At 46.8% G+C, this 24,774-nt stretch carries 30 protein-coding genes, 1 pseudogene and 1 other annotated feature; of the genes and pseudogenes, 28 read left to right on the forward strand and 3 right to left on the reverse strand.

Going from position 1 to position 24,774, the window contains the following annotated elements; all coding sequences use genetic code 11:
* Positions 1-10 precede the first annotated feature (10 nt).
* From mreC to SFC66_RS06975, 17 genes and pseudogenes are all read left to right on the forward strand, one after another.
* Positions 11-907 carry a rod shape-determining protein MreC gene (mreC, locus tag SFC66_RS06895; RefSeq protein ID WP_411217979.1) on the forward strand — a complete coding sequence of 299 codons (897 nt, stop codon included), beginning with the start codon at positions 11-13 and terminating at the stop codon, positions 905-907.
* Positions 907-1,446: a rod shape-determining protein MreD gene (mreD, locus tag SFC66_RS06900; protein ID WP_411217980.1), complete on the forward strand. Its 540-nt coding sequence runs from the start codon at positions 907-909 to the stop codon at positions 1,444-1,446. The genes mreC and mreD overlap by 1 nt, the downstream gene beginning before the upstream one ends.
* Before the next feature lie 35 nt (positions 1,447-1,481).
* Positions 1,482-2,168 carry a septum site-determining protein MinC gene (minC, locus tag SFC66_RS06905; RefSeq protein WP_411217981.1) on the forward strand — a complete coding sequence of 229 codons (687 nt, stop codon included), beginning with the start codon at positions 1,482-1,484 and terminating at the stop codon, positions 2,166-2,168.
* Positions 2,161-2,958 carry a septum site-determining protein MinD gene (gene minD, locus SFC66_RS06910; protein ID WP_411217982.1) on the forward strand — a complete coding sequence of 266 codons (798 nt, stop codon included), beginning with the start codon at positions 2,161-2,163 and terminating at the stop codon, positions 2,956-2,958. The genes minC and minD overlap by 8 nt, the downstream gene beginning before the upstream one ends.
* A 74-nt stretch (positions 2,959-3,032) precedes the next feature.
* A complete protein-coding gene (locus SFC66_RS06915; RefSeq protein ID WP_411217983.1) occupies positions 3,033-3,638 on the forward strand; it encodes a trimeric intracellular cation channel family protein in 606 nt (201 codons plus the stop codon).
* A 258-nt stretch (positions 3,639-3,896) separates the two neighbouring features.
* Positions 3,897-4,646: pseudogene (locus SFC66_RS06920) on the forward strand (class I SAM-dependent methyltransferase).
* 99 nt (positions 4,647-4,745) lie between these two features.
* Positions 4,746-5,510: a peptidoglycan DD-metalloendopeptidase family protein gene (locus SFC66_RS06925; protein ID WP_411217984.1), complete on the forward strand. Its 765-nt coding sequence runs from the start codon at positions 4,746-4,748 to the stop codon at positions 5,508-5,510.
* Positions 5,497-6,351 (forward strand): M50 family metallopeptidase, encoded by an 855-nt coding sequence (locus SFC66_RS06930; RefSeq protein ID WP_411217985.1) that lies wholly within the window; start codon positions 5,497-5,499, stop codon positions 6,349-6,351. The genes SFC66_RS06925 and SFC66_RS06930 overlap by 14 nt, the downstream gene beginning before the upstream one ends.
* A gap of 8 nt (positions 6,352-6,359) precedes the next feature.
* Positions 6,360-7,772: a ribonuclease E/G gene (locus SFC66_RS06935; protein WP_411217986.1), complete on the forward strand. Its 1,413-nt coding sequence runs from the start codon at positions 6,360-6,362 to the stop codon at positions 7,770-7,772.
* A 36-nt stretch (positions 7,773-7,808) separates the two neighbouring features.
* Positions 7,809-7,877: a sequence feature (ribosomal protein L21 leader region), on the forward strand.
* Positions 7,878-7,890: 13 nt separating this feature from the next.
* Complete coding sequence (gene rplU / locus SFC66_RS06940) at positions 7,891-8,199, forward strand: 50S ribosomal protein L21 (protein ID WP_038561656.1); 309 nt, start codon at positions 7,891-7,893, stop codon at positions 8,197-8,199.
* An 8-nt stretch (positions 8,200-8,207) separates the two neighbouring features.
* The gene (locus SFC66_RS06945) at positions 8,208-8,537 is read left to right on the forward strand and encodes a ribosomal-processing cysteine protease Prp (protein ID WP_411217987.1); all 330 of its coding nucleotides are present in this window, start codon (positions 8,208-8,210) and stop codon (positions 8,535-8,537) included.
* A gap of 14 nt (positions 8,538-8,551) precedes the next feature.
* Positions 8,552-8,842: a 50S ribosomal protein L27 gene (gene rpmA, locus SFC66_RS06950; RefSeq protein ID WP_038561650.1), complete on the forward strand. Its 291-nt coding sequence runs from the start codon at positions 8,552-8,554 to the stop codon at positions 8,840-8,842.
* Positions 8,843-8,969: 127 nt separating this feature from the next.
* Entirely contained in the window at positions 8,970-9,503 is a 534-nt protein-coding gene (locus tag SFC66_RS06955) for a Spo0B domain-containing protein (protein ID WP_411217988.1), read from the forward strand.
* Between the two features lie 9 nt (positions 9,504-9,512).
* Entirely contained in the window at positions 9,513-10,793 is a 1,281-nt protein-coding gene (obgE, locus tag SFC66_RS06960) for a GTPase ObgE (protein WP_411217989.1), read from the forward strand.
* A 28-nt stretch (positions 10,794-10,821) separates the two neighbouring features.
* Positions 10,822-11,271 (forward strand): ACT domain-containing protein, encoded by a 450-nt coding sequence (locus SFC66_RS06965; protein ID WP_411217990.1) that lies wholly within the window; start codon positions 10,822-10,824, stop codon positions 11,269-11,271.
* 12 nt (positions 11,272-11,283) lie between these two features.
* A complete protein-coding gene (gene pheA, locus SFC66_RS06970) occupies positions 11,284-12,153 on the forward strand; it encodes a prephenate dehydratase (RefSeq protein WP_411217991.1) in 870 nt (289 codons plus the stop codon).
* A gap of 88 nt (positions 12,154-12,241) precedes the next feature.
* Positions 12,242-13,369 carry a LysM peptidoglycan-binding domain-containing protein gene (locus tag SFC66_RS06975; protein WP_411217992.1) on the forward strand — a complete coding sequence of 376 codons (1,128 nt, stop codon included), beginning with the start codon at positions 12,242-12,244 and terminating at the stop codon, positions 13,367-13,369.
* A 35-nt stretch (positions 13,370-13,404) separates the two neighbouring features.
* Here the strand turns inward: SFC66_RS06975 and SFC66_RS06980 are convergent, their stop codons facing one another.
* Positions 13,405-13,614 carry a hypothetical protein gene (locus tag SFC66_RS06980; protein ID WP_411217993.1) on the reverse strand — a complete coding sequence of 70 codons (210 nt, stop codon included), beginning with the start codon at positions 13,612-13,614 and terminating at the stop codon, positions 13,405-13,407.
* A 165-nt stretch (positions 13,615-13,779) separates the two neighbouring features.
* Here SFC66_RS06980 and SFC66_RS06985 point away from each other — a divergent pair, with 165 nt between their 5' ends.
* The 7 genes from SFC66_RS06985 to yajC all read left to right on the forward strand — a co-directional run bounded on the left by SFC66_RS06985 (position 13,780) and on the right by yajC (position 18,708).
* On the forward strand, positions 13,780-14,265 hold the full coding sequence (locus SFC66_RS06985) for a BofC C-terminal domain-containing protein (protein WP_411217994.1): 486 nt from the start codon (positions 13,780-13,782) through the stop codon (positions 14,263-14,265).
* Between the two features lie 120 nt (positions 14,266-14,385).
* Entirely contained in the window at positions 14,386-15,000 is a 615-nt protein-coding gene (gene ruvA, locus SFC66_RS06990; RefSeq protein WP_411217995.1) for a Holliday junction branch migration protein RuvA, read from the forward strand.
* Between the two features lie 12 nt (positions 15,001-15,012).
* The gene (gene ruvB / locus SFC66_RS06995) at positions 15,013-16,014 is read left to right on the forward strand and encodes a Holliday junction branch migration DNA helicase RuvB (protein ID WP_411217996.1); all 1,002 of its coding nucleotides are present in this window, start codon (positions 15,013-15,015) and stop codon (positions 16,012-16,014) included.
* Entirely contained in the window at positions 16,011-16,211 is a 201-nt protein-coding gene (locus SFC66_RS07000) for a DUF2905 domain-containing protein (RefSeq protein ID WP_411217997.1), read from the forward strand. Before ruvB ends, SFC66_RS07000 begins: the two co-directional genes overlap by 4 nt.
* A 22-nt stretch (positions 16,212-16,233) precedes the next feature.
* Positions 16,234-17,262, forward strand: a complete 1,029-nt coding sequence (gene queA, locus SFC66_RS07005; RefSeq protein ID WP_411217998.1) for a tRNA preQ1(34) S-adenosylmethionine ribosyltransferase-isomerase QueA — start codon at positions 16,234-16,236, stop codon at positions 17,260-17,262.
* A 29-nt stretch (positions 17,263-17,291) separates the two neighbouring features.
* The gene (tgt, locus tag SFC66_RS07010) at positions 17,292-18,428 is read left to right on the forward strand and encodes a tRNA guanosine(34) transglycosylase Tgt (RefSeq protein WP_411217999.1); all 1,137 of its coding nucleotides are present in this window, start codon (positions 17,292-17,294) and stop codon (positions 18,426-18,428) included.
* A gap of 16 nt (positions 18,429-18,444) precedes the next feature.
* The gene (yajC, locus tag SFC66_RS07015) at positions 18,445-18,708 is read left to right on the forward strand and encodes a preprotein translocase subunit YajC (protein ID WP_411218000.1); all 264 of its coding nucleotides are present in this window, start codon (positions 18,445-18,447) and stop codon (positions 18,706-18,708) included.
* Between the two features lie 35 nt (positions 18,709-18,743).
* Here the strand turns inward: yajC and SFC66_RS07020 are convergent, their stop codons facing one another.
* Complete coding sequence (locus SFC66_RS07020; RefSeq protein ID WP_411218001.1) at positions 18,744-19,115, reverse strand: TIGR04086 family membrane protein; 372 nt, start codon at positions 19,113-19,115, stop codon at positions 18,744-18,746.
* A gap of 113 nt (positions 19,116-19,228) precedes the next feature.
* On the opposite strand from SFC66_RS07020, the gene SFC66_RS07025 reads away from it, so the two are divergent.
* Positions 19,229-19,891, forward strand: coding sequence for a DUF421 domain-containing protein (locus SFC66_RS07025; protein ID WP_411218002.1), 663 nt, complete (start codon positions 19,229-19,231; stop codon positions 19,889-19,891).
* Here SFC66_RS07025 and spoVB read toward each other — a convergent pair whose 3' ends face one another.
* The gene (spoVB, locus tag SFC66_RS07030; protein WP_411218003.1) at positions 19,892-21,439 is read right to left on the reverse strand and encodes a stage V sporulation protein B; all 1,548 of its coding nucleotides are present in this window, start codon (positions 21,437-21,439) and stop codon (positions 19,892-19,894) included. It abuts the gene before it with no gap.
* Positions 21,440-21,559: 120 nt separating this feature from the next.
* On the opposite strand from spoVB, the gene SFC66_RS07035 reads away from it, so the two are divergent.
* The 3 genes from SFC66_RS07035 to SFC66_RS07045 all read left to right on the forward strand — a co-directional run bounded on the left by SFC66_RS07035 (position 21,560) and on the right by SFC66_RS07045 (position 24,739).
* Positions 21,560-21,856: a post-transcriptional regulator gene (locus tag SFC66_RS07035; RefSeq protein ID WP_411218004.1), complete on the forward strand. Its 297-nt coding sequence runs from the start codon at positions 21,560-21,562 to the stop codon at positions 21,854-21,856.
* 155 nt (positions 21,857-22,011) lie between these two features.
* A complete protein-coding gene (secDF, locus tag SFC66_RS07040) occupies positions 22,012-24,270 on the forward strand; it encodes a protein translocase subunit SecDF (protein ID WP_411218005.1) in 2,259 nt (752 codons plus the stop codon).
* A gap of 85 nt (positions 24,271-24,355) precedes the next feature.
* Entirely contained in the window at positions 24,356-24,739 is a 384-nt protein-coding gene (locus SFC66_RS07045) for a LapA family protein (RefSeq protein ID WP_411218006.1), read from the forward strand.
* Positions 24,740-24,774 lie beyond the last annotated feature (35 nt).

The following is a 24,774-nucleotide window of genomic DNA, read 5'->3' on the forward strand; positions in this document are numbered from 1 at the left end:
AGGGTGAACCATGAATTTCTTTAAGAAAAAACGGATGTTCCTATTCCTGATTGCCATCATCATACTGGTGGGGTTGATTGGCTTTTCCATCAGGGATCGGAGCAGCCAGACGTTACCGGAACAAATACTCAGTGACAGCGTCGGATTCGTGCAGAACATTTTTTCCAAGCCTGCACAGTTCACTTCGACGGTTATGACCAACATCAAAGACTTGAAGAACACGTATGAAGAAAATCAAGTGTTGAAATCGAAAGTGGATGATTACAAAGGACTGCTTTTCCGTTATCAGGAATTGGAACAGCAGTATGATGAATTGGAGAAATCCAATGAAGCTTTCAATCAATACACATCGATGGATTATGATCCGATTCCTGCCGACGTCATCGTGAGGAGTCCCGAGGGATGGTTCGATCAGCTGACGATCGATAAAGGTTCTGATGATGGAATCGAGACGAATATGGCGGTCATGACTGCCAGCGGTATGATCGGCAAGGTCGAGGATGTCAGCCGCAGTACATCTTCGGTACAGTTGCTGAGTGGTTTCAGTGAGTCGAATCGAATTTCCGCCCAGATCACTGGTGGGGATAACAAAGAAGGAAAAGATCAAGAAACCATTTTCGGCCTGATTGAAGGATATGACGAGAAAGATGGCATGTTGCTGTTTACGGGCGTCAAGCCGGAGCTTGAAGTCAAAAAAGGCTCGATTGTCACCTCCTCCGGTATGGGCGGTGTATTCCCGGAAGGGCTGGAGATTGGAGAAGTGGATTCGGTCGAATTGGACCAATATGGCTTGTCCCAAACAGTGCATGTGAAGCCATCAGCCGATTTGTATGACATCGGTAAGGTGATAGTCGTGGATGCCGCTTCTGAAAATGGCGCTTCCGGCAATGGAGATGAGGGGCTGTAATGAAGAAACTGTATCTGCCGCTCATCATGCTACTTATCGTGTCACTTGAGGGTGTGGCCACCGCCATGCTGCCCAGGCAGTTCATTGGCGGTGACGCATGGCTGATTCCGCATTGGAGTCTTTTATTCCTTGTATTGATTGCGATGCTTTATGATTTGGATAACACGTATTACAGCCTGTTATATGCGCTGATCTTCGGTTTGCTGAAGGATATCGTGTATACGGATATGCTCGGCGTTTATATGTTCACATATGCTTTCAGTATTTACTTGATATTGGAACTTCGCAGAGTGCTGCATGGCAATATATTTGTGGCTGCGCTGCTCGGAATGCTGTCGATCGTTTTTGCCGATGTCATCGGTTATATAATCTACCATCTTATCGGCATCACACCGATTGGTTTTGGTGCGTATTTGCTGCAGCGTCTATTGCCGACGCTTGGTGCCAACCTTATCATGCTTGTAATTCTGTATCTGATTTTCAACAAGCCTCTGCAGAAATGGTCCGATTCGCAGCTTAGAAGAACGACTAGCTTATAAAGAAGAAAATCAGACGACGAACGGAGGTGACCATCTTGATTGGAAACAAACAGATCATCACGATCAAAGGTACCCGGGAAGGGTTATCCTTGCATATGGATGATGCCTGCTCTTTCGAGGAATTGCTGAAAGAATTGGAAGAGAAGCTTGCAGCTAATCGAATCGATTCCGCTGACCATCTAGTCGGTGTACATATTCAATTAGGCAACAGATATCTGTATAAGGAGCAGGAGGAACTCCTCCGTCAGATGATTACGAGCAAACAGCGTCTGCGGATTGAATCCATCCATTCTGATGTCATAACGAAACAAGCGGCACATGAATGGAAGGAAGAAGCAGAAGTGAAGGCTGTGAGCCGTGTCGTCCGTTCTGGTCAGGTACTGGAAGTGAAAGGCGATTTGCTGCTGCTTGGTGATGTGAATCCAGGGGGCTGTGTGACGGCTACCGGGAATATTTTCGTCATGGGGAATTTGCTCGGGATTGCGCATGCCGGCAAGGACGGCAACGCTGATGCTGTCATCGCTGCTTCCTATATGAATCCGACACAGCTTCGGATAGCGGACTATATCAGCCGCGCGCCCGATCATGAGAGTGATGGTGTTTATATGGAATGCGGACATATCGATGAGGAACAGAAAAAGATCATCATCGACCGTTTGCAGGCAGTGATCCGCAAACGTCCGGGCATCAGCAGTTTCGAGAGGAGAATGTTAAATGGGTGAAGCAATCGTTATTACATCCGGTAAGGGGGGAGTAGGGAAGACAACTACTTCTGCCAATCTGGGAACAGCGCTTGCACTGATGGAGAAAAAAGTCTGTTTGATTGATACGGATATCGGTCTTCGGAATCTGGATGTTGTGATGGGGCTTGAAAATCGCATCATTTATGACATCATCGATGTTATTGTCGGCAGATGCTCGCTGAAGCAGGCGTTGATCAAAGACAAGCGTTTCGATCATCTATACTTACTGCCAGCTGCCCAAACAAGCGATAAAACGGACTTGACACCTGATGGGATGGAAAAAATCGTAGCCGAGCTGAAACCGGAATTCGATTACATCATCATCGACTGTCCGGCCGGCATAGAGCAGGGCTATAAAAACGCCGTAGCCGGAGCGGATAAGGCGATTGTCGTCACCACGCCGGAGAAACCGAGTGTACGTGATGCAGATCGCATTATCGGCTTGCTGGAGCAAGAGGATATCGAATCGCCTAAATTGATCGTCAATCGTATCCGCAATCATATGGTACAGGAAGGCGACATGCTGGAAGTGGACGAAATAGTCCAAGTGCTGTCGATCGATTTGCTTGGTATCGTGGCGGATGATGAAGAAGTCATCAAAGCTTCCAATCACGGGGAACCTGTCGCTTTCCACCCGAATACAAAGGCAAGTATTGCTTATCGCAATATTGCACGACGTATTCTTGGGGAGTCCGTGCCGCTTATGAGTTTTGAAAGTGAAAAAGGCATGTTCAGCCGATTGAAAAAGCTTTTTTCCAAAAGTAAATGAACTTATAATGAACTCGTAACTCTGTTTAGGGTTACGAGTTTTTTTGTCCATAACATACAAGGGGAATGTACAACATGACTTGGGATATTTTCAGTATCATCGGTACTGCTGCATTTGCCATCAGCGGTGCCCTCGTCGCCATGGACGAGAAATATGATGTATTCGGTGTTTATATTTTAGGATTCGTGACAGCTTTTGGCGGAGGGGCGATCCGTAATTTGCTGATCGGCTTGCCGGTTTCCTACTTATGGTCCCAAACGACTTTATTTTATATATCGTTCATCTCGATTACCTTTATCCTCATCTTCCCTAAATGGGTAAGTTATTCATGGAAAAAGGCTGGTTTATATGCCGATGCAATCGGTCTGGCGGCATTTGCGATTCAAGGTGCGCTGCATGCGGCCAGTTTGGATCATAGCTTGCTTGCCATCATGGTTGCAGCTTTCCTCACTGGAAGCGGGGGCGGCATATTGCGAGATGTACTGGCAGGAAGGAAGCCTTATGTATTCAAAGCAGAGATTTATGGAAGCTGGGCAGCACTAGCTGGACTTGTCATAGGTCTTGGAGTTGCGGATCATCCAATCTTGCTTTATGTCGTCTTTGCTGCAATCATTTTTCTTCGCATCTTTTCGTTCCACCGGAAATGGCAGCTGCCGGTTCCCAAGATGCATTATCAATGAAGATCAGCATATTGCTGATCTTTTTTGGTATAATCAGGAAAAGTGTGCTTTGGGGATTAAACTATTATCAGATGAGACTGAACAGGACCGACAACCGATAAATTGCCATTGTAATAAAGAGATAAGACGAAGAACATAGGAGGAAGGAGGAAGTTACATGAATAAAGGGCATCAGCCATAACAACGTTACCAGATCAATATACGTTCTCCGCCAGTTTTACTTGAACATAGTCATACAAGTAAAAAGGAGGAGAAAGAATGAAGTTATTCAATCATTTTTTAGAGGATGCCGGGAAATCATTCACCGGCTGGGATTTTTCATTCATAGAAGATACGGGTCGTGTGCAATATGAAGCATTGCCCTGGTCATATGGCAGCAAAGCACAAGAATATCTTATTGGAGCGGACAGTCTGCTTGATATGGGCACAGGAGGAGGGGAATTCCTGTCCAAACTGCGCCCGCTGCCAGCATATACGGTGGCTACAGAAGGATATTTGCCTAATGTGCCAGTAGCCAGAAAGAAGCTGGAGCCGTATGGCGTGTATGTTGAGCAGTTGGAAACGGATGACCATTTGCCCTTTCCCACTAATGCGTTTGACCTTGTCTTGAACAAGCATGAGTCTTATGCTGTAAGTGAAGTGAGCAGAGTGCTGAAACCAAATGGCATTTTCCTTACGCAGCAAGTGGGCGGTACTGATTGTGCGGAATTGAATCAGCTTCTGCAAAGACCTGTAAATGCAGAGTATAAAGATTGGAATCTGCAGACTGCTGCAGAAAAGCTCTTACCCCAATTAACGGTAATGGAGCATGCAGAAGCATTTCCCATCATGCGTTTTTACGATATCTGAGCGATCGTCTACTATTTGAAAGCAATTCCTTGGCAAGTGCCGGATTTCTCAGTCGATACTTTTCGAGACGCTTTATATGATTTGCACTGCTTTATCGAAAAAAACGGATTTCTGGAAGTCAGACAGCATCGCTTTTTGCTGGCTGCTAAACGGAAGTGATGAAAGTCTCCCTTGCCGGGAGGCTTTTTTCGCTTAGTTTAATAACTTGTCCCCTTGCTTCATAGACTTGTACAAAGAGTAAGAGAGGGGTTCGTTTTTATGGGGAAGAATTTGCATTCGGTGCGAAAAGGTATCGCAGAACGGAAACGTCGGAAAGGGGAACAAATTCAAAAAGGAATGGCAGATACAGTAAACTCTTTTACGGTGGGAGAGGAAGAGACGCATGGTTTTCCGCCAAGTCCGAATTATGAGCCTCCTAGTTCCCGGGATAATTCAAAGTTTGCTTCCAAGTTCATGTTCAGACTGATTGTTTCTGCCAGCTTATTTTTCGGTACAGCTATTTATTTGCAAGCAGATCATCCGCTAATCGAAAAAACGAAAGGTACTGTGCTGACAACACTGACAGAAGAGTTTCCCTTCGCTACTGTAAATAGTTGGTACCAGGAACGCTTCGGAGATCCAGTCGCTTTGAGTCCTGGGGGAGATGATCCGGGAACAGCCGAAGTGCAGGCGATGCCGGTGAATGGGACTGTCGTCCAGCCATTTGACGAATCGAATGAAGGTATCTTGATTGAATCGGCGCAGCAATCGGACGTAGTGGCTGTTGATGAAGGAATCGTCATTTTTGCTGGAAACGACAAAGAGACCGGAAAGACAATCATCCTTCAGCATGCAGACAAAAGCAAAAGCATTTATGGCCATCTGCATGCCATTGAAGTGAATCAATACCAGCACATCGGTGCCAATGAAAAAATCGGTGAGTTTGTACCGAATGAAGAGAATGCCCAGTCCGTCTATTTTGCGCTGCAGCAAGGCAATAAGTATTTGAATCCAATCCAGGAGACACCAGTTGACGCGCCTTGATTGGTTTCCGCCCATTCATCTTCATCCGGTATTCTGGGGATTTCTGCTTCTTGCAGTCTTGACCGGGATGCTGATGGAGGTCCTGATATTATTTGTGATCGTCTTCATGCATGAAATGGGGCATTTTTTAGCAGCGCGTCACTTTCGCTGGCGGATTCGCCGTATCATGCTATGGGTTTTCGGCGGCGTGATGGAAACGGAGGAACAAGGAAATAGGCGTGCTTTGGAAGAAGCGGTCGTCATACTGGCCGGGCCTGCAGTCCATCTTGTTTTATACATTGTTATCTATGTTCTTGACGGAACTTCCTCACCTGAAGCTGTATTGGAAACGGCCTTGATGTACAATACGACCATCTTGCTGTTCAATTTGCTGCCGATCTGGCCGCTTGATGGCGGTAAGCTGCTAGGACTGATGCTTTCCCTGCAGCTTCCCTACAGGAAGGCGCACACCATCACTATCCTTATCAGCTGGATGATTGGGGGGGCAGCGCTGGTATATGTATGCACAGCCATGCCTTTTACTTTGAGTACGGTCAGCCTTCTTTGTTTTCTAATGTGGGAAAATCGGCTAGAATGGAAACGACGCTATTATGTGTTTCTGCGTTTCCTGCTGCAGCGTACGGCAAATGGACCGACCAGCAGAATCAGCACGCCGATTTTTGCTGTTTCGGAGACAACTCTTTTGGATGTTCTCTCGCAATACCGCAGAAATAGACGCCATTTAATTGTTGTGAAAGAAAAGAATGCAATATTGGATGAACAAGAATGCAGCGATATGTATTTCAAAAGAAAACAGGCACATTGTAAAATAGGAGATATACTGCAGCAAAACAGACAGTGAGGAAAACGATGCTATCATTATATATTTTGACTAAAGGAACAGAAAAAATAGCTTTGACTGCAAAAAAAGGGCAAGTGCAAGAGGTCTTTCTCGACCGTCCGGGAATGGATTCAAAAGTGGGGAACATTTATAAAGGTGTAGTCCGCCATGTTGATCAGGGACTGCAGGCTGCATTTGTGGATTTCGGGGAAGAGCGTCAAGGGTTTTTGCAGCGTCAGGAGATCACAGCCTGCAAACAAGATCCCGCACTTCGCATCGAACAGGCAATCAAGGAGGGGCAGAGCCTTTTTGTGCAGGTGCAAAAAGATGCATATGCCAACAAAGGAGCAAAGCTCACAGCCATCATCACCATTCCGGGCCAGGCGCTTGTTTATTTGCCGAATGGCAACTATGTGGCCGTTTCAAAGAAAATACCAGAAGAACGTGCCGAAGAGTGGAAAAAACGGATGTCTGAACGTCTAAAGGACAAAGAAGGTGTCATCGTCCGAACGGAAGCAGATAAGTTTTCGGCAGAAGACCTGACAGCAGAACTTGTGCGGCTGCGCGGTAAATGGGAAGCTTTATCGGCGGATGCAACAGCTGCGCCAGTGGAGGTTTTCCGCGATGCCCTCATTCCGAATCAGTTGTTCCGACGTTTTACTGCAGACACAATCAATGAAATCATAGTGGATGACGGCTTCCAATCGAAACAGCTTCGCCAGCAGTTTCCGGATTTGGCGGAGAAAGTCAGATGGGAAAAAGATGTTGATAGTCTTCTTCCACAGCCGTTATCGACACTATGGGCACAGCTGATTGCACCAGTTATGAAAATTGACAGGGGAATCACATTACATATCGACCAAACCGAAGCGCTGACTGTGATCGATGTGAACAGTGCGGGCTATGCTGGACATTCGGATAAGCAACAAACTGCGGTCATGGTCAATCAATTGGCTGCAAAAGCTATTGCCCGGGAAATTCGGCTGCGCAATCTGGCTGGCATCATCCTGATCGACTTTGTGTCCATGAAACGGCCAGATCAGCAGCGAGCCGTTTTGCAAACATTCCGCCAAGCACTTCTAAGCGACACGCAGCGGACGGAAATTCATGGATTTACAAAACTTGGTATACTGGAAATGTCACGCAAACGGGAACGACCGTCACTGATGGAACAGCTGCAAGCACCTGTCAGCAGGAAATTATCCCTCGAAACATTATGCTTCCAGCTGGAACGGGAAATGAGCAGCTTGTCTGCAGACAGGACTTACATGCTTTCGGGCCGTAAAGAACATATCGAGCAGTTTGTTAAGCTGACAAACAACAATCCCGCTTATCCAGGCGTATATGTCAGGTACACAGCTGCAGAGGAACTTGCCCTAACAGAGGTAGATTGGGATATAGTGAAAAGAGATGGTCTGGATTGTCTTGACAATCTTTTTTGATATATGATAACATCAATATGTTACACGAGGTTAGCACCCGTGCTACAACCGCGCAGATCAGGTTACAAGCCTACGGCGCCTGTGATGGCGAGTCTGAGTTTAAGAGGAGGTGCGTTACATGTACGCAATTATTGAAACTGGTGGAAAACAAGTTAAAGTAACAGAAGGACAAACTATCTACGTTGAGAAATTGGACGGAGAAAATGGTGCGGAAGTTACTTTTGACAAAGTATTGGTAGTTGGTGGCGACGATGTTAAAATCGGTGCTCCATTCGTTGAAGGTGCGACGGTTACTGCAACTGTTGAGAAGCAAGGCCGCGCTAAAAAGATCAACGTGATCAAATTTAAAGCGAAGAAAAACTACAAACGCAAACAAGGCCATCGTCAACCTTACACTAAATTGACAATCGGCAAAATTAACGCGTAAGGCGAACCATGATTACTGTTACAATAAACCGTGCGAATGAGGATATTCACAGCTTTGAGCTGAGCGGACATGCGGAGAGCGGCCCATATGGCTATGATCTTGTGTGTGCAGCTGTTTCGGCAGTCAGCTTCGGTGCGGTGAACGGCCTTTTCGTTCTCGGTGAGTTTGAACCAGAGGTAGAGCAGGGCGGCGACGGTGGGTATCTCAAAGTGGTACTTCCCGATCAATTGTCCGAGGAGCAGCTTGATAAAGCATCTCTTCTGCTGGAAGGTATGCTCGTCTCGCTCCAAACGATTGAACAGGACTATGGGGAGCATATAAGAATCATCGAACATTAAGGAGGTGCACCACTATGCTACGTTTAGATTTGCAGTTTTTCGCATCCAAAAAGGGTGTTGGTAGCTCCAAAAACGGACGTGACTCTGAATCCAAACGCCTTGGCGCAAAACGCGCTGATGGTCAGTTTGTAACTGGCGGATCCATTCTTTACCGTCAACGCGGTACGAAAATCTACCCAGGAACAAACGTTGGAAAAGGAGGAGACGACACATTGTTCTCTAAGATCGATGGTGTTGTTAAATTCGAGCGCTATGGCCGTAACCGTAAGAAGGTCAGCGTATATCCGGTAGCTCAAGAAGCTTAATTCTTGGAGAGAGACTCTAGCCTTCGGGTTAGGGTCTTTTTTTCTAACCCACATCTGATTGCACCACATATTGTTGATGAAGAAGAGGTTGCCCTCTCGACTGCTTCTTCGTAAAGGAGGAATACAGTTGGAATACCATGAAGTGATGACGCTGTTAGGATATACTCGCCATGAATGGATGAATCGGCTCCAACTCCTACATAGCTATTCCAAATTAGGTAAGGATGAAAAGGTACAGGAAAAAATCGAGGAAGCCATCCATTTGGCTGACGAGGAACGGAAGCTCTCCAATTTGAATATCCCGGAAACGTTGATCTGGATACTTTCCTTCAATTGGACTTATTCGCAATTCCGGATTAAATTCCAAGTGGACGAGCCTATACCGAAGATTTGGGAATACGACAAGAAGATTCGAGAAAACTTAGAAGCAGTAGTGGATGCGTTAAGTGAAAGTACGCAAGAGATGGAATTGTATGAAGGATTGCTGCATGTCAAAACACGGGAAAACGAACCGATCATCGAACTGTCATTCGCAGGGGAATTCACAGGCTGGGATAGTCTCCAGATGATAGGCCAGAAAGATTGTGTGTTGGAAGTAAGGATTGAATCATTACCAGAGAAGAAATCACGCTGTACCATTGTACTGGCGTGTAATTTATGAGGTGAAACGATGTTTGTAGATCAGGTCAAGGTATTTGTAAAAGCAGGTGACGGCGGTAATGGTCTTGTAGCATACCGCAGAGAAAAGTATGTTCCGCTTGGCGGACCGGCAGGCGGAGACGGAGGGAATGGCGGAGATGTCATTTTCAAGGTTGACGAAGGATTGAACACATTGATGGATTTCCGTTATCAGCGCCATTTCAAAGCGAAGCGCGGTGAAAACGGAATGAGTAAAGGGCAGCACGGTAAGAATTCAGAGCCGCTCATCTTGCCAGTACCACCAGGTACGCTTGTCCGGGATGAAGATACAGGTGAAGTGATTGCGGATTTGACGAAACATGAACAAGAAGCAGTCATTGCAAAAGGCGGCCGCGGAGGTCGCGGGAACTCCCGATTTGCAACACCGCGCAACCCAGCTCCTGACTTTGCTGAAAATGGCGAGCCGGGTGTGGAGCGTAATTTGCAGATTGAATTGAAGTTGATCGCTGATGTAGGGCTTGTCGGCTTCCCGAGTGTAGGGAAATCCACATTCATCTCTGTTGTGAGTGCAGCCAAACCGAAAATCGCGGATTATCATTTTACGACGCTGGCACCGAATCTTGGCGTTGTCGAAACAAAAGATCAGCGCAGTTTCGTGCTTGCCGACTTGCCAGGTTTGATTGAGGGTGCGCATGAAGGAATCGGGCTTGGCCATCAGTTCCTGCGTCATGTGGAGCGGACTCGTGTCATCGTTCATGTCATTGATATGGCATCGACAGAAGGCCGCGACCCGTACGATGATTATGTGACGATCAACAAAGAACTAGCGCAGTATAACGAGGATTTGACAACTCGTCCGCAAATCATCATCGCCAACAAGATGGATATTCCGGAATCGGAAGAAAACTTGGTTGTCTTCAAAGAAAAGATACCAGAAGATATTCAAGTTTTCCCGATTTCAGCAATCACGCGAGACGGACTTCAAGATGTGCTTTATGCTATCGCAGACAAACTGGATGAGATTCCAAAAGTCGAAAAGCAAATCGAGGACCAGACGGAGCGTGTCGTTTATCGATTCGAGGAATCAGAGAAGCCATTCGAAATCACACGCGACCCAGACGGAGCTTATGTTTTGTATGGAGAACCGATCGAGAAGCTGTTCAAGATGACAGATTTCAACCGAGATGAAGCAGCCAGACGTTTCTCCAGGCAGATGCGTGCAATGGGCGTAGATGAAGCATTGCGTAAGCGCGGAGCTAAAGACGGCGACATCATCCGTCTATTGGAATTGGAATTCGAATTTATCGATTGATTTTGTGTGAGCTAAGGTGGGGAAAGCAGTGGCAGAGAAAGAAGAACAATTTTATCTTGTTCGCAGCGATGTACTGCCGGAATCGATGAAAAAAACGTTGCAGGCAAAGGAACTGCTGGAGCGTAACAAAGTTGCGTCGGTTTTCGATGCGGTGCAGCAGGTGGATCTTTCCCGCAGTGTGTTTTATAAATATCGGGATGCAGTATTTCCTTTCCGTGCCATGGTAAAACAGCGGATGATCACATTATTCTTCCATCTGGAGGATCGGACAGGGACGCTTTCGGAGCTGTTGGCGATTGTAGCGAGATCAGGAGGCAATATCCTGACGATACACCAGACGATTCCTTTGCAGGGGAAAGCCAATGTGACCATTTCATTGAATACATCTGGCATGCATACCGATATCCAGTCATTGCTGGATGAACTTCGGGCATTGGATTATGTGGATAAAGTGGAGATTTTAAGTTCGGAAGCTTAGGCAAGGGAGCAGATGAAGATGAAGATCAGTTATCTAGGACCAAAGGGAACATTCACGAAAATGGCAGTGGACGCCTTGTTTCCCGGGGAAGCAACACGCAGTTATGCAACAATCCCGCAATGCATGGATGCCGTCGCAACCAGGGAATGTGACTATTGTGTCGTGCCGGTCGAAAATACGATAGAAGGCACTGTGCCGATTACAATGGACTATTTGATTCATCAAGTGAAACTGCCGATCATCGGGGAGATTGTCATTCCGATCAGGCAGCATTTACTGGCAAAGAGAAAGCTTGCGTTACATGAAATAGAAGCAGTTCATTCACATAGTCATGCCATTGCGCAGTGTCATCACTTCCTTCATACGCAGCTGCCGCAAGCAGCTGCCCATGCTGCTGCTTCCACTGGTTCTGCTGCTGAGATGGTCGCTGGATTGGAAGAACCTGTGGCTGCTATAGGTAATGAACTGGCAGCCAAGGAGTTCGGTCTGACAATATTGCAGGAAGATATTCATGATTATAGCAATAATCATACTCGATTCTTCGTATTGGCAAATCCTGATGCGGAGATACCTGATGCAATTGGGTCCGATAGGGAAAGGAAGACGTCTTTATACGTGACCCTTCCTAGGGATTACGCAGGTGCGCTGCATCAGGTTTTGGCAGCTTTTGCATGGCGGAAGATCAATATGTCCAAAATCGAGTCCAGACCGATGAAGACTGGGCTTGGAAATTATTTCTTCATCATGGATGTGATGTGTGAAGCAGATGACATCCTTTTCCAAGGCGTACAGCAGGAACTGGAAGCATTAGGCTGCAGTCTTACCGTACTTGGAAGCTATCCGATACACCAATATAGGAAAAAAGCCGGCGCGAATTTATGACGTGCCGGCTTTTTCTATTTCAACCTTTTTGAATGTGATGCATAAGATGGTGAAGTAATGCGTCAATTTAGAAAGGGGAGTTTCAGATTTGAAGATTCATATCGTACAAAAAGGTGACACGATGTGGAGTATTGCTAAAAAATATGGTGTCAGTTTTGATGAATTACGCAACCTGAATGGTCATATCCGTGAGCCGGAGCTTGCAGTCCCGGGGATGAAACTGAAGATACCAACGCTAGTCAAACCAGCGGCCAAGGAAGCTGCTGTTCGCTCGGAAGCTGGCGGAAACGCACCTGCAAGCCCAGGGCAGCAGACCCCAGCTCCAACATTCCATGGTAACCAAGTTATCCAAGAAGACGATATGTCGGCTGCGCCATATCCTATCATGCCTCAAATGCCGCAAATCACGATGCCGAACCAGGCAGGAAATGCTCTTCCTGCTATGCCGCAGCAGCAAGCTTACGTGGGCCCCATGCCTACACAGCAATTGGTTCAGCCTCATGGTCAGCAGATGCAAGGATATCCAACTTATCCTGAGCAGCAAGGTGCATGGCAGCAGCCAATGCAAGGCGGAAGCTGGTTGATTCAGCAGCCGCATGCTGGTATGCCAATGCACGGAGGAACTGGACAGCATGCTAACTGGAACATGCAGGGAATGCAGCCAGGACAGCAGATGCAAGGCGATTGGAATACACAAGGAATGCAGCCGGGTCAGCCAATGCAAGGAGACTGGAACATGCAGGGAATGCAGCCAGGACAGCAGATGCAAGGCGATTGGAACACACAGGGAATGCAGCCGGGTCAGCAGATGCAAGGCGATTGGAACACACAGGGAATGCAGCCGGGTCAGCAGATGCAAGGCGATTGGAACACACAGGGAATGCAGCCAGGTCAGCAGATGCAAGGCGATTGGAACATGCAGGGAATGCAGCCAGGTCAGCAGATGCAAGGCGATTGGAACATGCAGGGAATGCAGCCAGGGCAGCAGATGCAAGGCCCACAGCCAAATCAGGCGCAGCCATATTCTTATCCGCAAACACCGATGCGTTCCTGCTGCGGGCCAAATATACCTTTCCCAGCAGCTCCGCTCTACTCAGAACCACAGTCACCACAAGGGGATTTCAGGGACCCGTACGGCGTGCAGCCGCCATTGTCCGATTTCTATGAACCATCTCCTGCCCAGGATCTGCCGGGCGACGATCAAGACAATAAATAAACAAAAAAGCCCCTTCTTCCTGAAGGGGCTTTCATTTATAATATTCCATGTTCCTCAAAAATACGATGCATATCCTGCTGATACTTATCTTCCATAGCCAGTACTTCTGCTCTGGATAATCCGGCGTGCTGTATGTGATTTCTAAGTATCAGAGTCGCTTTTTCTTCTGAGAAAACGCTCGCCATATTTGCTTCGCTTTTCGCTTCCACGTAGTGGAGGTACTTTTGCTGCGTATCGTTTCTCATCTTTATCCCGCCTTTATCTTTAACTTTTCAATACCTTTACCACATATAATCGAAATTAAAACCTAAAAAGTGTCGGTCTTTTTGAATTTTTTTTGAAAAATGTCGGATAAATTACATTGAGTAGGAAAAAATGAAGGTAAAGAAGTGGAAGAGGGGTGGAAAGTCATGAGGCGTTTCTTGGTCTCTTGCATGCTTTTCCTTTTGGTTATTCCTAGTTTGACAGTGGAAGCAGCGGATCCTGTAGAAGTGAAGGTCGTCTTGCAGCGTCATTATATGGATGGCAAGCAAACTGAAGTTTCCCATCAGGAGAAAATCTACGCGATGGAGGATTTCTGGTCGACATATCATGATTGGCAATTGGTTTCCCAAAAAGAAGGACTCGTTGTTTTCAAACAGGATGTGATGGATATTTCGCCTGAGTTGAAAAAAAATGGCTATTTCGGCATATATAAAGGAAAGCTTACTATCTTTGAAGGCCGGCCGATCGATCAGCAGGCAATTCAATCGTTCTATCAAATAAATAAAGGCAAGCTGGAAAGTCATCAGGCGGAAAAACTCGAAGAAGGAATCAAGATTCAATCGAGGGAAGTTTATGAAGATGTCCTCGAAGCATTCCGCTCCAAAGACGATATAGCACCGCTTCCAGGCTAAAAGGATCATCCCTCATGTGAGGGAGGTCCTTTTCCTGTTTTTCACCTTTTACCTTATACGAACATACGCTTGTGTGGTAAAATAGGAGGAAGTTACTGATTCAGGTAGGAGAGAAATAGCATGATAGCGTACGTAAAAGGTAAGATAACCGGCATTACAGACGAAGCGGTGCTTGTGGAAGCACACGGTATCGGATATGAAATCATTTGCCCGAATCCTTTCCAATTCCAAATGGAAGAAGGCAAGGAGGCGCTTGTCCATACATATCATTATGTGCGGGAGGATGCGCAGACGTTATTCGGGTTTAAAAATACAGAAGACAAATTTTTATTCCAAAAACTTCTCGGAGTATCAGGGATAGGACCTAAGAATGCCTTGCAGATCCTTGCAGGAGTCAACGTCGAAGAATTTGTGGCTGCGATCGAGCGCGAGGATGATAAGTTCCTGACAAGCTTCCAAGGTGTAGGGAAGAAAACGGCACGGCAGATGGTGCTGGACTTGAAAGGGAAACTCGTTTATATGGTGTCACTTACTGCGATCGAGGCATCTGCGGGCACAGAGAGCAATACAGCGAAAAAACGTATTGCTCTGGAGGATGCAGAAGATGCGATGCGTGCCCTCGGATATCAGGAGCGCGAAATCAAGGCTATATTGCCGCAGCTTAAGAAGGAAAACAGTGACAGTGCCGACCAGCTGATCAAGAAAGGTTTGGCTTTATTAAGTCAAAAGAAATAAAGGAGTGCGAAGATGGAAGATCGCATGATTACGAACGAATTGAAGCAAGAAGACGAAGTGATCGAGCTCAGCTTGCGCCCGAATACACTGAAGCAATACATCGGTCAGCATAAAGCGAAGGAGAATCTGGCAATCTTCATCGAAGCTGCAAAGATGCGGGATGAACCACTTGACCATGTACTGCTTTACGGACCTCCTGGTTTGGGGAAAACGACGATGGCTTCGATCATTGCCAATGAGATGGGAGTGCAGTTCCGGGCAACAAGCGGTCCGGCGATCGAGAAAGCAGGGGACCTGGCAGCGATCCTGAGCTCACTGGAAGCAGGGGATGTGCTTTTCATCGATGAAATCCATCGCTTGCCTCGTGCTGTCGAGGAGATACTATATCCCGCGATGGAAGATTTCTTCCTGGATATCGTCATCGGAACCGGACCAAGCGCACGCAGCGTCCGTCTCGATCTGCCGCCATTCACGCTTGTCGGGGCAACGACGAGAGCGGGATTATTGTCTGCTCCGCTGCGAGATCGTTTTGGCGTCCTGAGCCGCCTTGAATTTTATAATACAAAGGATTTGGCTAGTATCGTCGAGCGGACAGCTGTCATTTTCGATGTCGAGATCGAATCGTCAGCAGCCAATGAGGTAGCTTTGCGTTCGAGGGGAACACCGCGGATAGCCAATCGCCTCCTGAAACGGGTACGTGATATTTCCCAAGTCAAAGGTGAAGCATATATCACCCAGAAAACAACCCATGATGCGCTCAATCAGCTGCAAGTCGATGAAAAAGGGCTTGATCATATCGATCATAAGCTCCTTACGACGATCATGGACCATTTCCGCGGAGGACCGGTAGGACTTGATACAATCAGTGCAACGATCGGGGAAGAATCACAGACGATCGAGGATGTGTATGAGCCTTATCTGCTGCAGATCGGGTTCATACAGCGGACGCCGCGCGGCAGGATTGTGACGCCGCTTGCGTATGAGCATTTCAAACGGGAGATGCCAGGCACTTGACCGGGATTGGAAAAATCTTTATTCTTATAGGCGTTGTATGTATTGTGATCGGCATCATCATGTCGTTCATTGGCAAATTGCCGGGGGATATCGTTTTCAAGAAGGGGAACACGACAGTTTACTTTCCGATCGTGACATCGATCGTCGTGAGTATCGTATTGTCGCTCATCATGTTCCTATTCAACAAATTTCGCTGATACAGACTAGGAGTTAACAGCTATGGATATACAGGATTATGATTTTCATTTACCAGAAGAACTGATTGCCCAGACGCCGCTTCAAGACCGGACAGCGTCCAGGCTGCTTGTTCTGAATAAAGAAGATAAGACTATGGAACACCGACATTTTGCAGATATAGGTGACTATCTGAAGCCTGGGGACTGTCTTGTACTGAATGATACACGAGTGCTTCCGGCACGGTTGTATGGTATCAAGCAGGACACACAGGCCAAAGTGGAGATTCTCTTATTGAAGCAAGTGGCGGGTGACAGCTGGGAAGTTTTGGTCAAGCCAGCCAAGAAAGTCAAAGTCGGTACCGAGCTTAGCTTCGGTGACGGGAAACTGACAGCTGTATGTACGGAATTACTTGAGCATGGCGGTCGGATTGTAGAGTTCCGTTATGATGGCATCTTCTATGAAGTGCTGGAACAGCTTGGTGAAATGCCTTTGCCGCCTTATATCAAGGAACAGTTGCCTGATCAGGAACGCTATCAGACTGTTTATGCAAAAGAACAAGGGTCGGCTGCTGCACCGACAGCTGGATTGCACTTTACGAAGGAGCTGCTTCATAGCCTCCAAGAAAAAGGTGTCGAGATTGCCTTCATCACACTTCACGTTGGATTGGGTACGTTCCGTCCTGTCAGTGTGGAATCGATCGAAGAGCATGAAATGCACGCTGAGTTTTATCAAATGTCCCAGGAAACAGCAGATCAGCTGACGCGGATTCGCGAAGGCGGGGGACGGATCATTTCCGTGGGTACGACTTCGACGCGTACATTGGAAACAATCGCACGTGACCATGACGGAAAATTCGTGGCAGCGAGCGGCTGGACCGATATTTTCATTTACCCGGGATTCACATATCGTGCCATCGATGGCTTGATCACCAATTTCCACTTGCCAAAATCAACACTAATCATGCTAGTCAGCGCCTTTGCCGGCCGGGACTTCATCTTGGATGCTTACCGGACCGCAGTGGAAGAACGTTATCGTTTCTTCAGCTTCGGCGATGCAATGCTGCTCGTATAGATCGAGAATAGAAAGGGAACTACTATAATATGGCAATTCGTTATGAATTCATCAAACAAGACAAACAGACAGGCGCAAGGCTCGGTATCGTACATACACCGCACGGGAGCTTCGAAACGCCGACTTTCATGCCGGTAGGAACGCTGGCAACAGTAAAGACGATGAGTCCGGAGGAATTAACCGAACTTAACGCGAATATTATTTTATCAAACACCTATCATTTATGGCTCCGTCCAGGACATGAAATCATTCGCGAGGCCGGCGGATTGCATAAGTTCATGAACTGGGATGGCGCTATCCTGACAGACTCAGGCGGCTTCCAAGTATTCAGTTTGAGCGATCTTCGCGATATCCAGGAAGAAGGCGTACATTTCCGCAATCACATAAGCGGAGAGAAGCTATTCCTATCACCAGAGAAAGCGATGGACATCCAGAATGCACTCGGCAGTGATATCATGATGGCATTCGATGAATGTCCCCCGTATCCAGCGACATATGATTATATGAAGGCATCCGTAGAACGGACAAGCCGCTGGGCGGAACGCTGCTTGAGGGCGCATGCACGTCCCGATGTACAAGGGCTCTTCGGTATCGTGCAAGGAGGAGAGTTCGAGGACCTTCGTAAGCAGAGTGCACAGGATCTTGTGAGCATGGACTTCCCAGGCTATGCAGTCGGCGGATTGTCTGTCGGCGAACCGAAGGACGTCATGAACCGTGTGCTGGAATTCACCACTCCATGGCTGCCGCAGGATAAACCTCGCTACTTGATGGGTGTTGGCTCACCAGATTCCTTGATCGACGGAGCAATTCGCGGTATTGATATGTTCGATTGTGTGCTTCCTACCCGGATTGCCCGCAATGGGACATGCATGACATCTAAAGGCCGTCTTGTTGTCCGCAACGCGCAATATGCCCGTGATTTCGGTCCGATTGATGAGAACTGTGACTGTAAGGTGTGCAAAAATTATTCACGCGCTTACATTCGCCATTTGATCAAATGCAACGAAACTTTCGGATTTAGGCTTACTACTTACCATAACTTGCATTTTCTGATAGAATTGATGAGGAAAGTCAGAGAGGCGATCAAAGAGGATCGACTTGGCGATTTTCGAGATGAATTCTTCGAAAGTTATGGTTTCAACAAGCCAAATGCGAAGAATTTCTAGAAAGGGGGAGCAGTAAATGAATGTTCAAAGCTTAATACTTATTGTATTAATGTTTGTAATTTTCTACTTCCTGTTGATTCGTCCGCAGCAGAAGCGTCAGAAGCAGGTTAGGGAAATGCAGGCTAACTTGAAAAAGGGAGACAGCATCGTTACCATTGGTGGTTTACACGGTAAGGTGCATGCGATAGACGAGGCATCTGTAGTCCTTACTACGGATGATGGCAGTAAGTTGACGTTCGACCGCAATGCGATCCGCGACGTCAGACCTTTAGAAGCGTAAAAGACAAAGACAGGAGAATTTCTCTCCTGTCTTTTTTATGTGCTCGTCTTGATATTGACACCAATCATCCCTCCGATAAGGGAAGCAATCAAAAAGCCACCATGCGTAAGCAATTGTGTTCCTGAAAATCCTACTTGATATCCAAGGTATTGATAGAGAAGGATGAATAAGGAAAAGCCGATCGCGGTCATTCCGCCAAGGAGCCAGCCCTTATCCTCCCCTTTCACCCCAGCGATGAATCCGCCGATGAACAAGCTGAGGATGCCGGCACCAAGTGTTGTCCAATCGAGCATTCCTTCGCCGAATTCGGTGAAACGCAGCAGTAAGGCGAGTGTGAAGCTAATGAATAATAGAAGCGCGAAAACGGTGATCCACCCATACAATATTGCTTGTACATTTCTTTTCACAAGTATCCCTCCAGCTTGTCTATATGGCTACTGTATGCATATCCTGCTAAATTCAGAACGTATAGATTCCGTCTACTTGCACAAAATATATTGAAAAAGGGAGGCGGGTAATCATGCTGGATACAATTGAATGGTCGATCATCGGAAGGACGATTCTTTCCTATATTGTCATCGTCATCATCTTCCGCCTCATGGGCAAGCGGGAAATCGGTGAATTGAGTATCATCGACTTGGTTGTTTATTTGATGCTGGCTGAAATTGCCGTATTTTCAATTGAAGATCCGGGCAGTCATTTGCTGCATTTCATCGTACCGATGGTGATTCTCTTGATCATTCAAAGAGGTACTGCCTTTCTGTCGCTCAAATTTCCAAAGATGCGTGACTTCATGGAAGGTAAACCTTCCGTGATCATCTCAAGGGGCAAAATCGATGAGCATGAAATGCGCAGGCAGCGGTACAGCTTCTCAGACTTGCAGCAGCAGCTGCGGGAAAAAGGCACGAAAAGCGTACAAGATGTGGATTTTGCGATTCTGGAAACATCAGGTGAGCTTTCGATATTCGAGAAAAAGGATACGGCTGACGGAAGCAGCGGATTCGTTTCACCGCTGATCATCGATGGCGAGATACAGAATCAAGCGTTGGATAATATCGGGAAAGATGCATCTTGGCTCAAAGGAGAAATGAAACGCCACGGTCATCCCGATATCACTGTCATATCTTATTGTACGATCGACCAGAATCACCATTGGTATATTGATATAAAAAATGAACGTTGATCATTTTCTTCTTTTTGAAACAAACTGCTGCACTTCTGCCTTGGTGATGAAACCAAAACTGAGCAGAAATAAGAAATAAAGTAACGTAAGAATGAGCAATAATGTGAGAAAAGCCGGCAAATCATAAAGCGAACCAGCGAATATGCCTTTCAGCATGAATGCTGTAACACCAGTAATGGCCAGCAATCCTAGCATTTGACCGATTTCTTTTAGGGAAAGTCGGAAGTTAGCAACGCGGGCCAGTGAAATCAAATGCAGCAAGGTGATCAATACGACGGTGACAATCATACTGATAGCCAAGCCCATGATGCCGAATTTGGCATTGGAAGCCAAGGAGACAAGCAGGATGATTTTGACACCTGCTCCGATGATCGTATTCCACATTGCCGATTTGGCGGCATCCAGGGCTTGCAGAGCCGTACTCAGCGGCATCTGGATGTACATCATGAGATAAAAAGGAGCCATCAGCAGGATGAATCTTTCTGCGCTTTCACTGCCGTACATGTAATGTAAAATCGGACCTGCAAAGACGGTCAGTATCACCGTTGCAATGGCACCGGAGGCGAAACTGAGACGGATTGCCTGGTGAATCCGGTAATGGACGAATTGATGCCTTTTTTGTTCATTCGCTTCACTGATGGATGGCAAAAGGGCTGTCGCTAATGAATTCGTGATGAATGTGGGCAGGAATAACAGCGGCAGTGCATAACCTGTCAACTCCCCGTATTGCCTTGTTGCCAGAGCTGTCCCCACACCGGCAAGAGCCAAGCTTTGCGCAGTGAGGATAGGCTCAAGAAAATGTGTGCCGCTGGCAATGAGCCTGCTGCCTGTTGCGGGAAGTGCAATGGCAAACAGACGCTCCAAGGTTTGTTTGCCGCCTTTTAAAGCAGTGACGAATTGAGATCTTATTTTCACGGTCTTCCTTCGTTTGAATTGGTACAGCATGTACAGCAAGGAAATGAATTCTCCGATGAATACAGATATCATCGCCCCAAGTGCAGCGAATTCCACCCCATATGGCAAGAAGAACTTAACGAGAAAAACGGTGCAGCTGATCCGGACAATCTGTTCGATCACTTGCGAAAAGCTCTGTGGCTTCATGTTTTGCTTACCTTGAAAATAACCCCTCAGTACAGCAGCAACCGCCAATATCGGTATGACAGGACCGATAGCAAGCATTGGATAGATGACCCGTGCATCGTTCAGCAGCTTGTCCGCAAGATACGGTGCCGCAACGTATAAAAATCCAACAAATACTATGCTGATGCTCAGTGTGACGGTCAAGGAAACAACAACGATTTTTTTGATTTGTTCGTTGTCCCCCCTGACGTCTGCCTCTGCCACCCTTTTCGAGATTGCAGTAGGCAGACCGAACTGGGTGATGGCAATCGCCAGGAATAACGTCGGCATGGCCATCATGTATAGACCGACGCCTTCTTCCCCCATGACTCGTGCAACGACGATCCGATTCACGAAGCCAAGGAAGCGGGTGATCAAGCTGGCAGCAATCAAAATGAGTGCCCCTTTTAGAAAAGTCTGCTTCGCCACATCGACAACCTGCCTTCTCAAATAATAATTTTTCGGCTACAATTAAATGTATGCATGAGATATGGCCAAGCATGACTAGCCTGGGGAGAACTTAGGCAAGTTGTTTTAGGAGGTAGGAAGGTGTTTGAATCAAAGACAGTGAACGAATGGAAGTCGGAAGTCATTCCTGCTGTGATCAGTAAGAAAGAAGAATTTCATTTGCTGGGCTATGACAAAGCGACTGCTGCCGATATTTGGAGCTGTATGGAGAAGAAAGTATGGAAAAAAGAAACAGACAAGCCGAAACGATTATATGAAGTGGTCGCAGATATCATGCAGCTCAATGTATCTGTTTATATGGGATATCTGACGATGAGTGTGTACGAGGAAGATGAGGATCTGATGGCGTCCATCGCTGCCATCAATGGACAATCCTGATCACGATAAAGTTGACAGTGCTGGCTAAGGTTACCTATACTATGTGAGTATTTGACGGACGAGCCCAGCATGTACATACATGCAAGTTTCAAAGCAGAGGAATTCTGCAGCATATTAGGTTTCCGGTTGGACGGAAAATGGGAGGCAGTTGCATCATGGTGAAAAGAGGCAGAATCGTTGCCTTCTTTCTGATCGTCTTATTACTTTTAGGAGCAATGGGAACGACGGTTAAAGGAATCGCAAAAGATTTAAACTTAGGACTCGACCTGCAAGGCGGGTTCGAGGTACTTTATGAAGTAAGTCCGCTGGAGGTAGGGGATGAAGTGGATACGGCGACACTGAATGCCACAGCGCAGGCACTCAGGGAGCGTGTCGATTCGTTGGGAGTCAGTGAGACAAGCATTGATATCGAACAGCCTAACCGTATCCGTGTCCAGCTTGCCGGGGTGAAAGACCAGGATCAGGCTCGCGAAATGCTCTCGACCACGGCGAATCTATCATTCCGTGATACAGAAGATAAAGAGTATCTGAATGGTACGGATATCGAGGCTGGAAGTGCAAAGCAGGCATTCGATCCACAAACGAATCAGCCGCTTGTCACAGTCGATATGAAGGATGCTTCTAAATTCGGCGAAGTGACGGGAGAGCTTTCCAAGCGTTCATTCCCGGAAAATCGTCTGGTCATCTGGCTGGACTATGAAGACGGGGACTCTTATGAAGAGGAAGCACAAAAACCTGAGGAAGAGCAAAAATTCATTTCTGCTCCTTCGGTGTCTCAGGCAATCAACAGTAAATCCGTGCAAATCGAAGGTAATTTCACAGTTGAAAGTGCCCAGGAGCTTGCCGATCTGTTGAATGCAGGCTCACTTCCGGTGAAGATGGATGAAGTGTACTCCAATTCAGTCGGAGCCCAATTCGGACAGGAAGCGCTGGATCAGACGATGCTGGCTGGATATATCGCTTTTGCGCTTATCTTGCTGTTCATGATCGTCTATTATAGACTGCCTGGTTTGATCGCGTCCATTACATTGGCAGTTTTTGCTTATTTGAACATTCTTGTATTTGATTTGCTTGGTGTCGTATTGACGTTACCAGGGATTGCGGCATTGATTCTTGGTATAGGTATGGCAGTCGATGCCAATATCATCACATATGAACGGATCAAAGATGAACTGAAAACCGGTAAGTCACTCAAAGCAGCATATAAAGCCGGTAACAAAAACTCATTGGCAACCATTACCGATGCCAACTTGACGACGATGATTGCGGGTATCGTCCTGTTCATCTTCGGAACGAGTTCCATCAAAGGTTTCGCAACGACGCTGATCATCAGCATCCTGTTAAGCTTCATCACAGCAGTGTATGGATCACGTGCTCTGCTCAGTTTGATGGTGAAAAGCCGTGCATTCGATAAGAAACCAGGCTGGTTCGGTGTATCGAAGAAAAATATACGCAAACTGAATGACAACAAAGAACGGGAAGTCACTTTCTATGGATTGAAGCTGAACTTGGTCAAGCATAGAAAAGCGTATTTCGCTTTCTCTGCCGCGCTGATGATTGCCGGTATCATTTGCTTGAGTGTATTCAAGCTTAACCTTGGTATCGACTTTACGAGTGGTTCCCGCATCGAATTCGATTCAAGTCAATCGCTGACTACGGAACAAGTGGAGCAGAAGTTCGGCGACTTAGGTTTCGAGTCAAGGCAAACGCAGCTCTCAGCTGATGGGAAACACGCATCCGTCCGCCTGGAGGATACGCTTACCAAGAACCAAGAAAATGAGCTGAAGAGCAGCATCCAGGATGAATATGGCGATGCGCCGAGCATCAGTACCGTATCCCCGGTAATCGGAAAAGAACTTGCTAAAAATGGCTTATACGCCGTCATTTTTGCTTCGATAGGTATCGTGCTGTATGCGACGATCCGCTTCGAATTCAAATTTGCTGCAACAGCCATTCTGGCTTTACTGCATGATGCCTTCTTCATTCTGGCTGTCTTCAGTATCACAAGGCTGGAGTTCGACATTACGATCATTGCTGCCATCCTGACGATCATCGGCTATAGCATCAACGATACGATTGTCACCTTTGACCGGATCAAAGAAAATATCCGGATGAAACGGAAAGTGAAAACTTTCGATGAGCTGGAAAAAATCGTGAACGATAGCTTGGTACAGACGCTTGTGAGAAGTGTCAACACAGTATTGACAGTAATCGTCGCAGCGATCATCCTTTGGATCTTCGGTGCGTCTTCAATCGCCAATTTCTCCATTGCGCTTGTGATAGGTTTGGCTGCAGGAACGTATTCTTCCCTCTTCCTGGCTTCACAGCTGTGGCTCGTTTGGCGAGGCAGGAATATCGATAGAAACCCAATCATCCACGAAGAGAAAAAGAAAGTGGAAGGACCGCAAGTCTGATGATGACCCCCGTAGCAATTACGGGGGTTATTTTTTTGGGAAATGGGGAATGCATAGAGTAGCCGCATTGGAAAGGAGCCAGCAAATGAAGGCACAATGGTATATCATTCTAGCAGTCATCTTTGCAGTACTTATTGCAATATTTGCAGTTATTAATGTAGACAGCGTTCAGGTGGACTATTTATTCGGAACAGGTTCTGCCCCGCTAATCCTGATCATTTTGTTCTCCGTTTTAATGGGCGTCTTGATTACAGCATCTGTAGGAGGGTTGCGTATGTTCAAGTTAAACAGGGAAGTACGCACTTTGCGTAAGGATAATGATAAGAAAGCAGCTGAAATAACGGAACTTCAAGAAAAACGTGCAGAACAAGGACATGAGGAAATGGAGAGGCCGACGTCAAATATTTCCGATCCGACAACGAATACGTATCCTACTTCCGAACGAATCAGAGATGAATACAGACAATAACACATTGCCCCCTTGACCAGGCTCTAGTATAATAG

The sequence above is a fragment of the Terribacillus saccharophilus genome, assembly GCF_046592895.1.
In the GTDB taxonomy this organism is placed as follows: Bacteria; Bacillota; Bacilli; order Bacillales; family Amphibacillaceae; genus Terribacillus; species Terribacillus saccharophilus_D.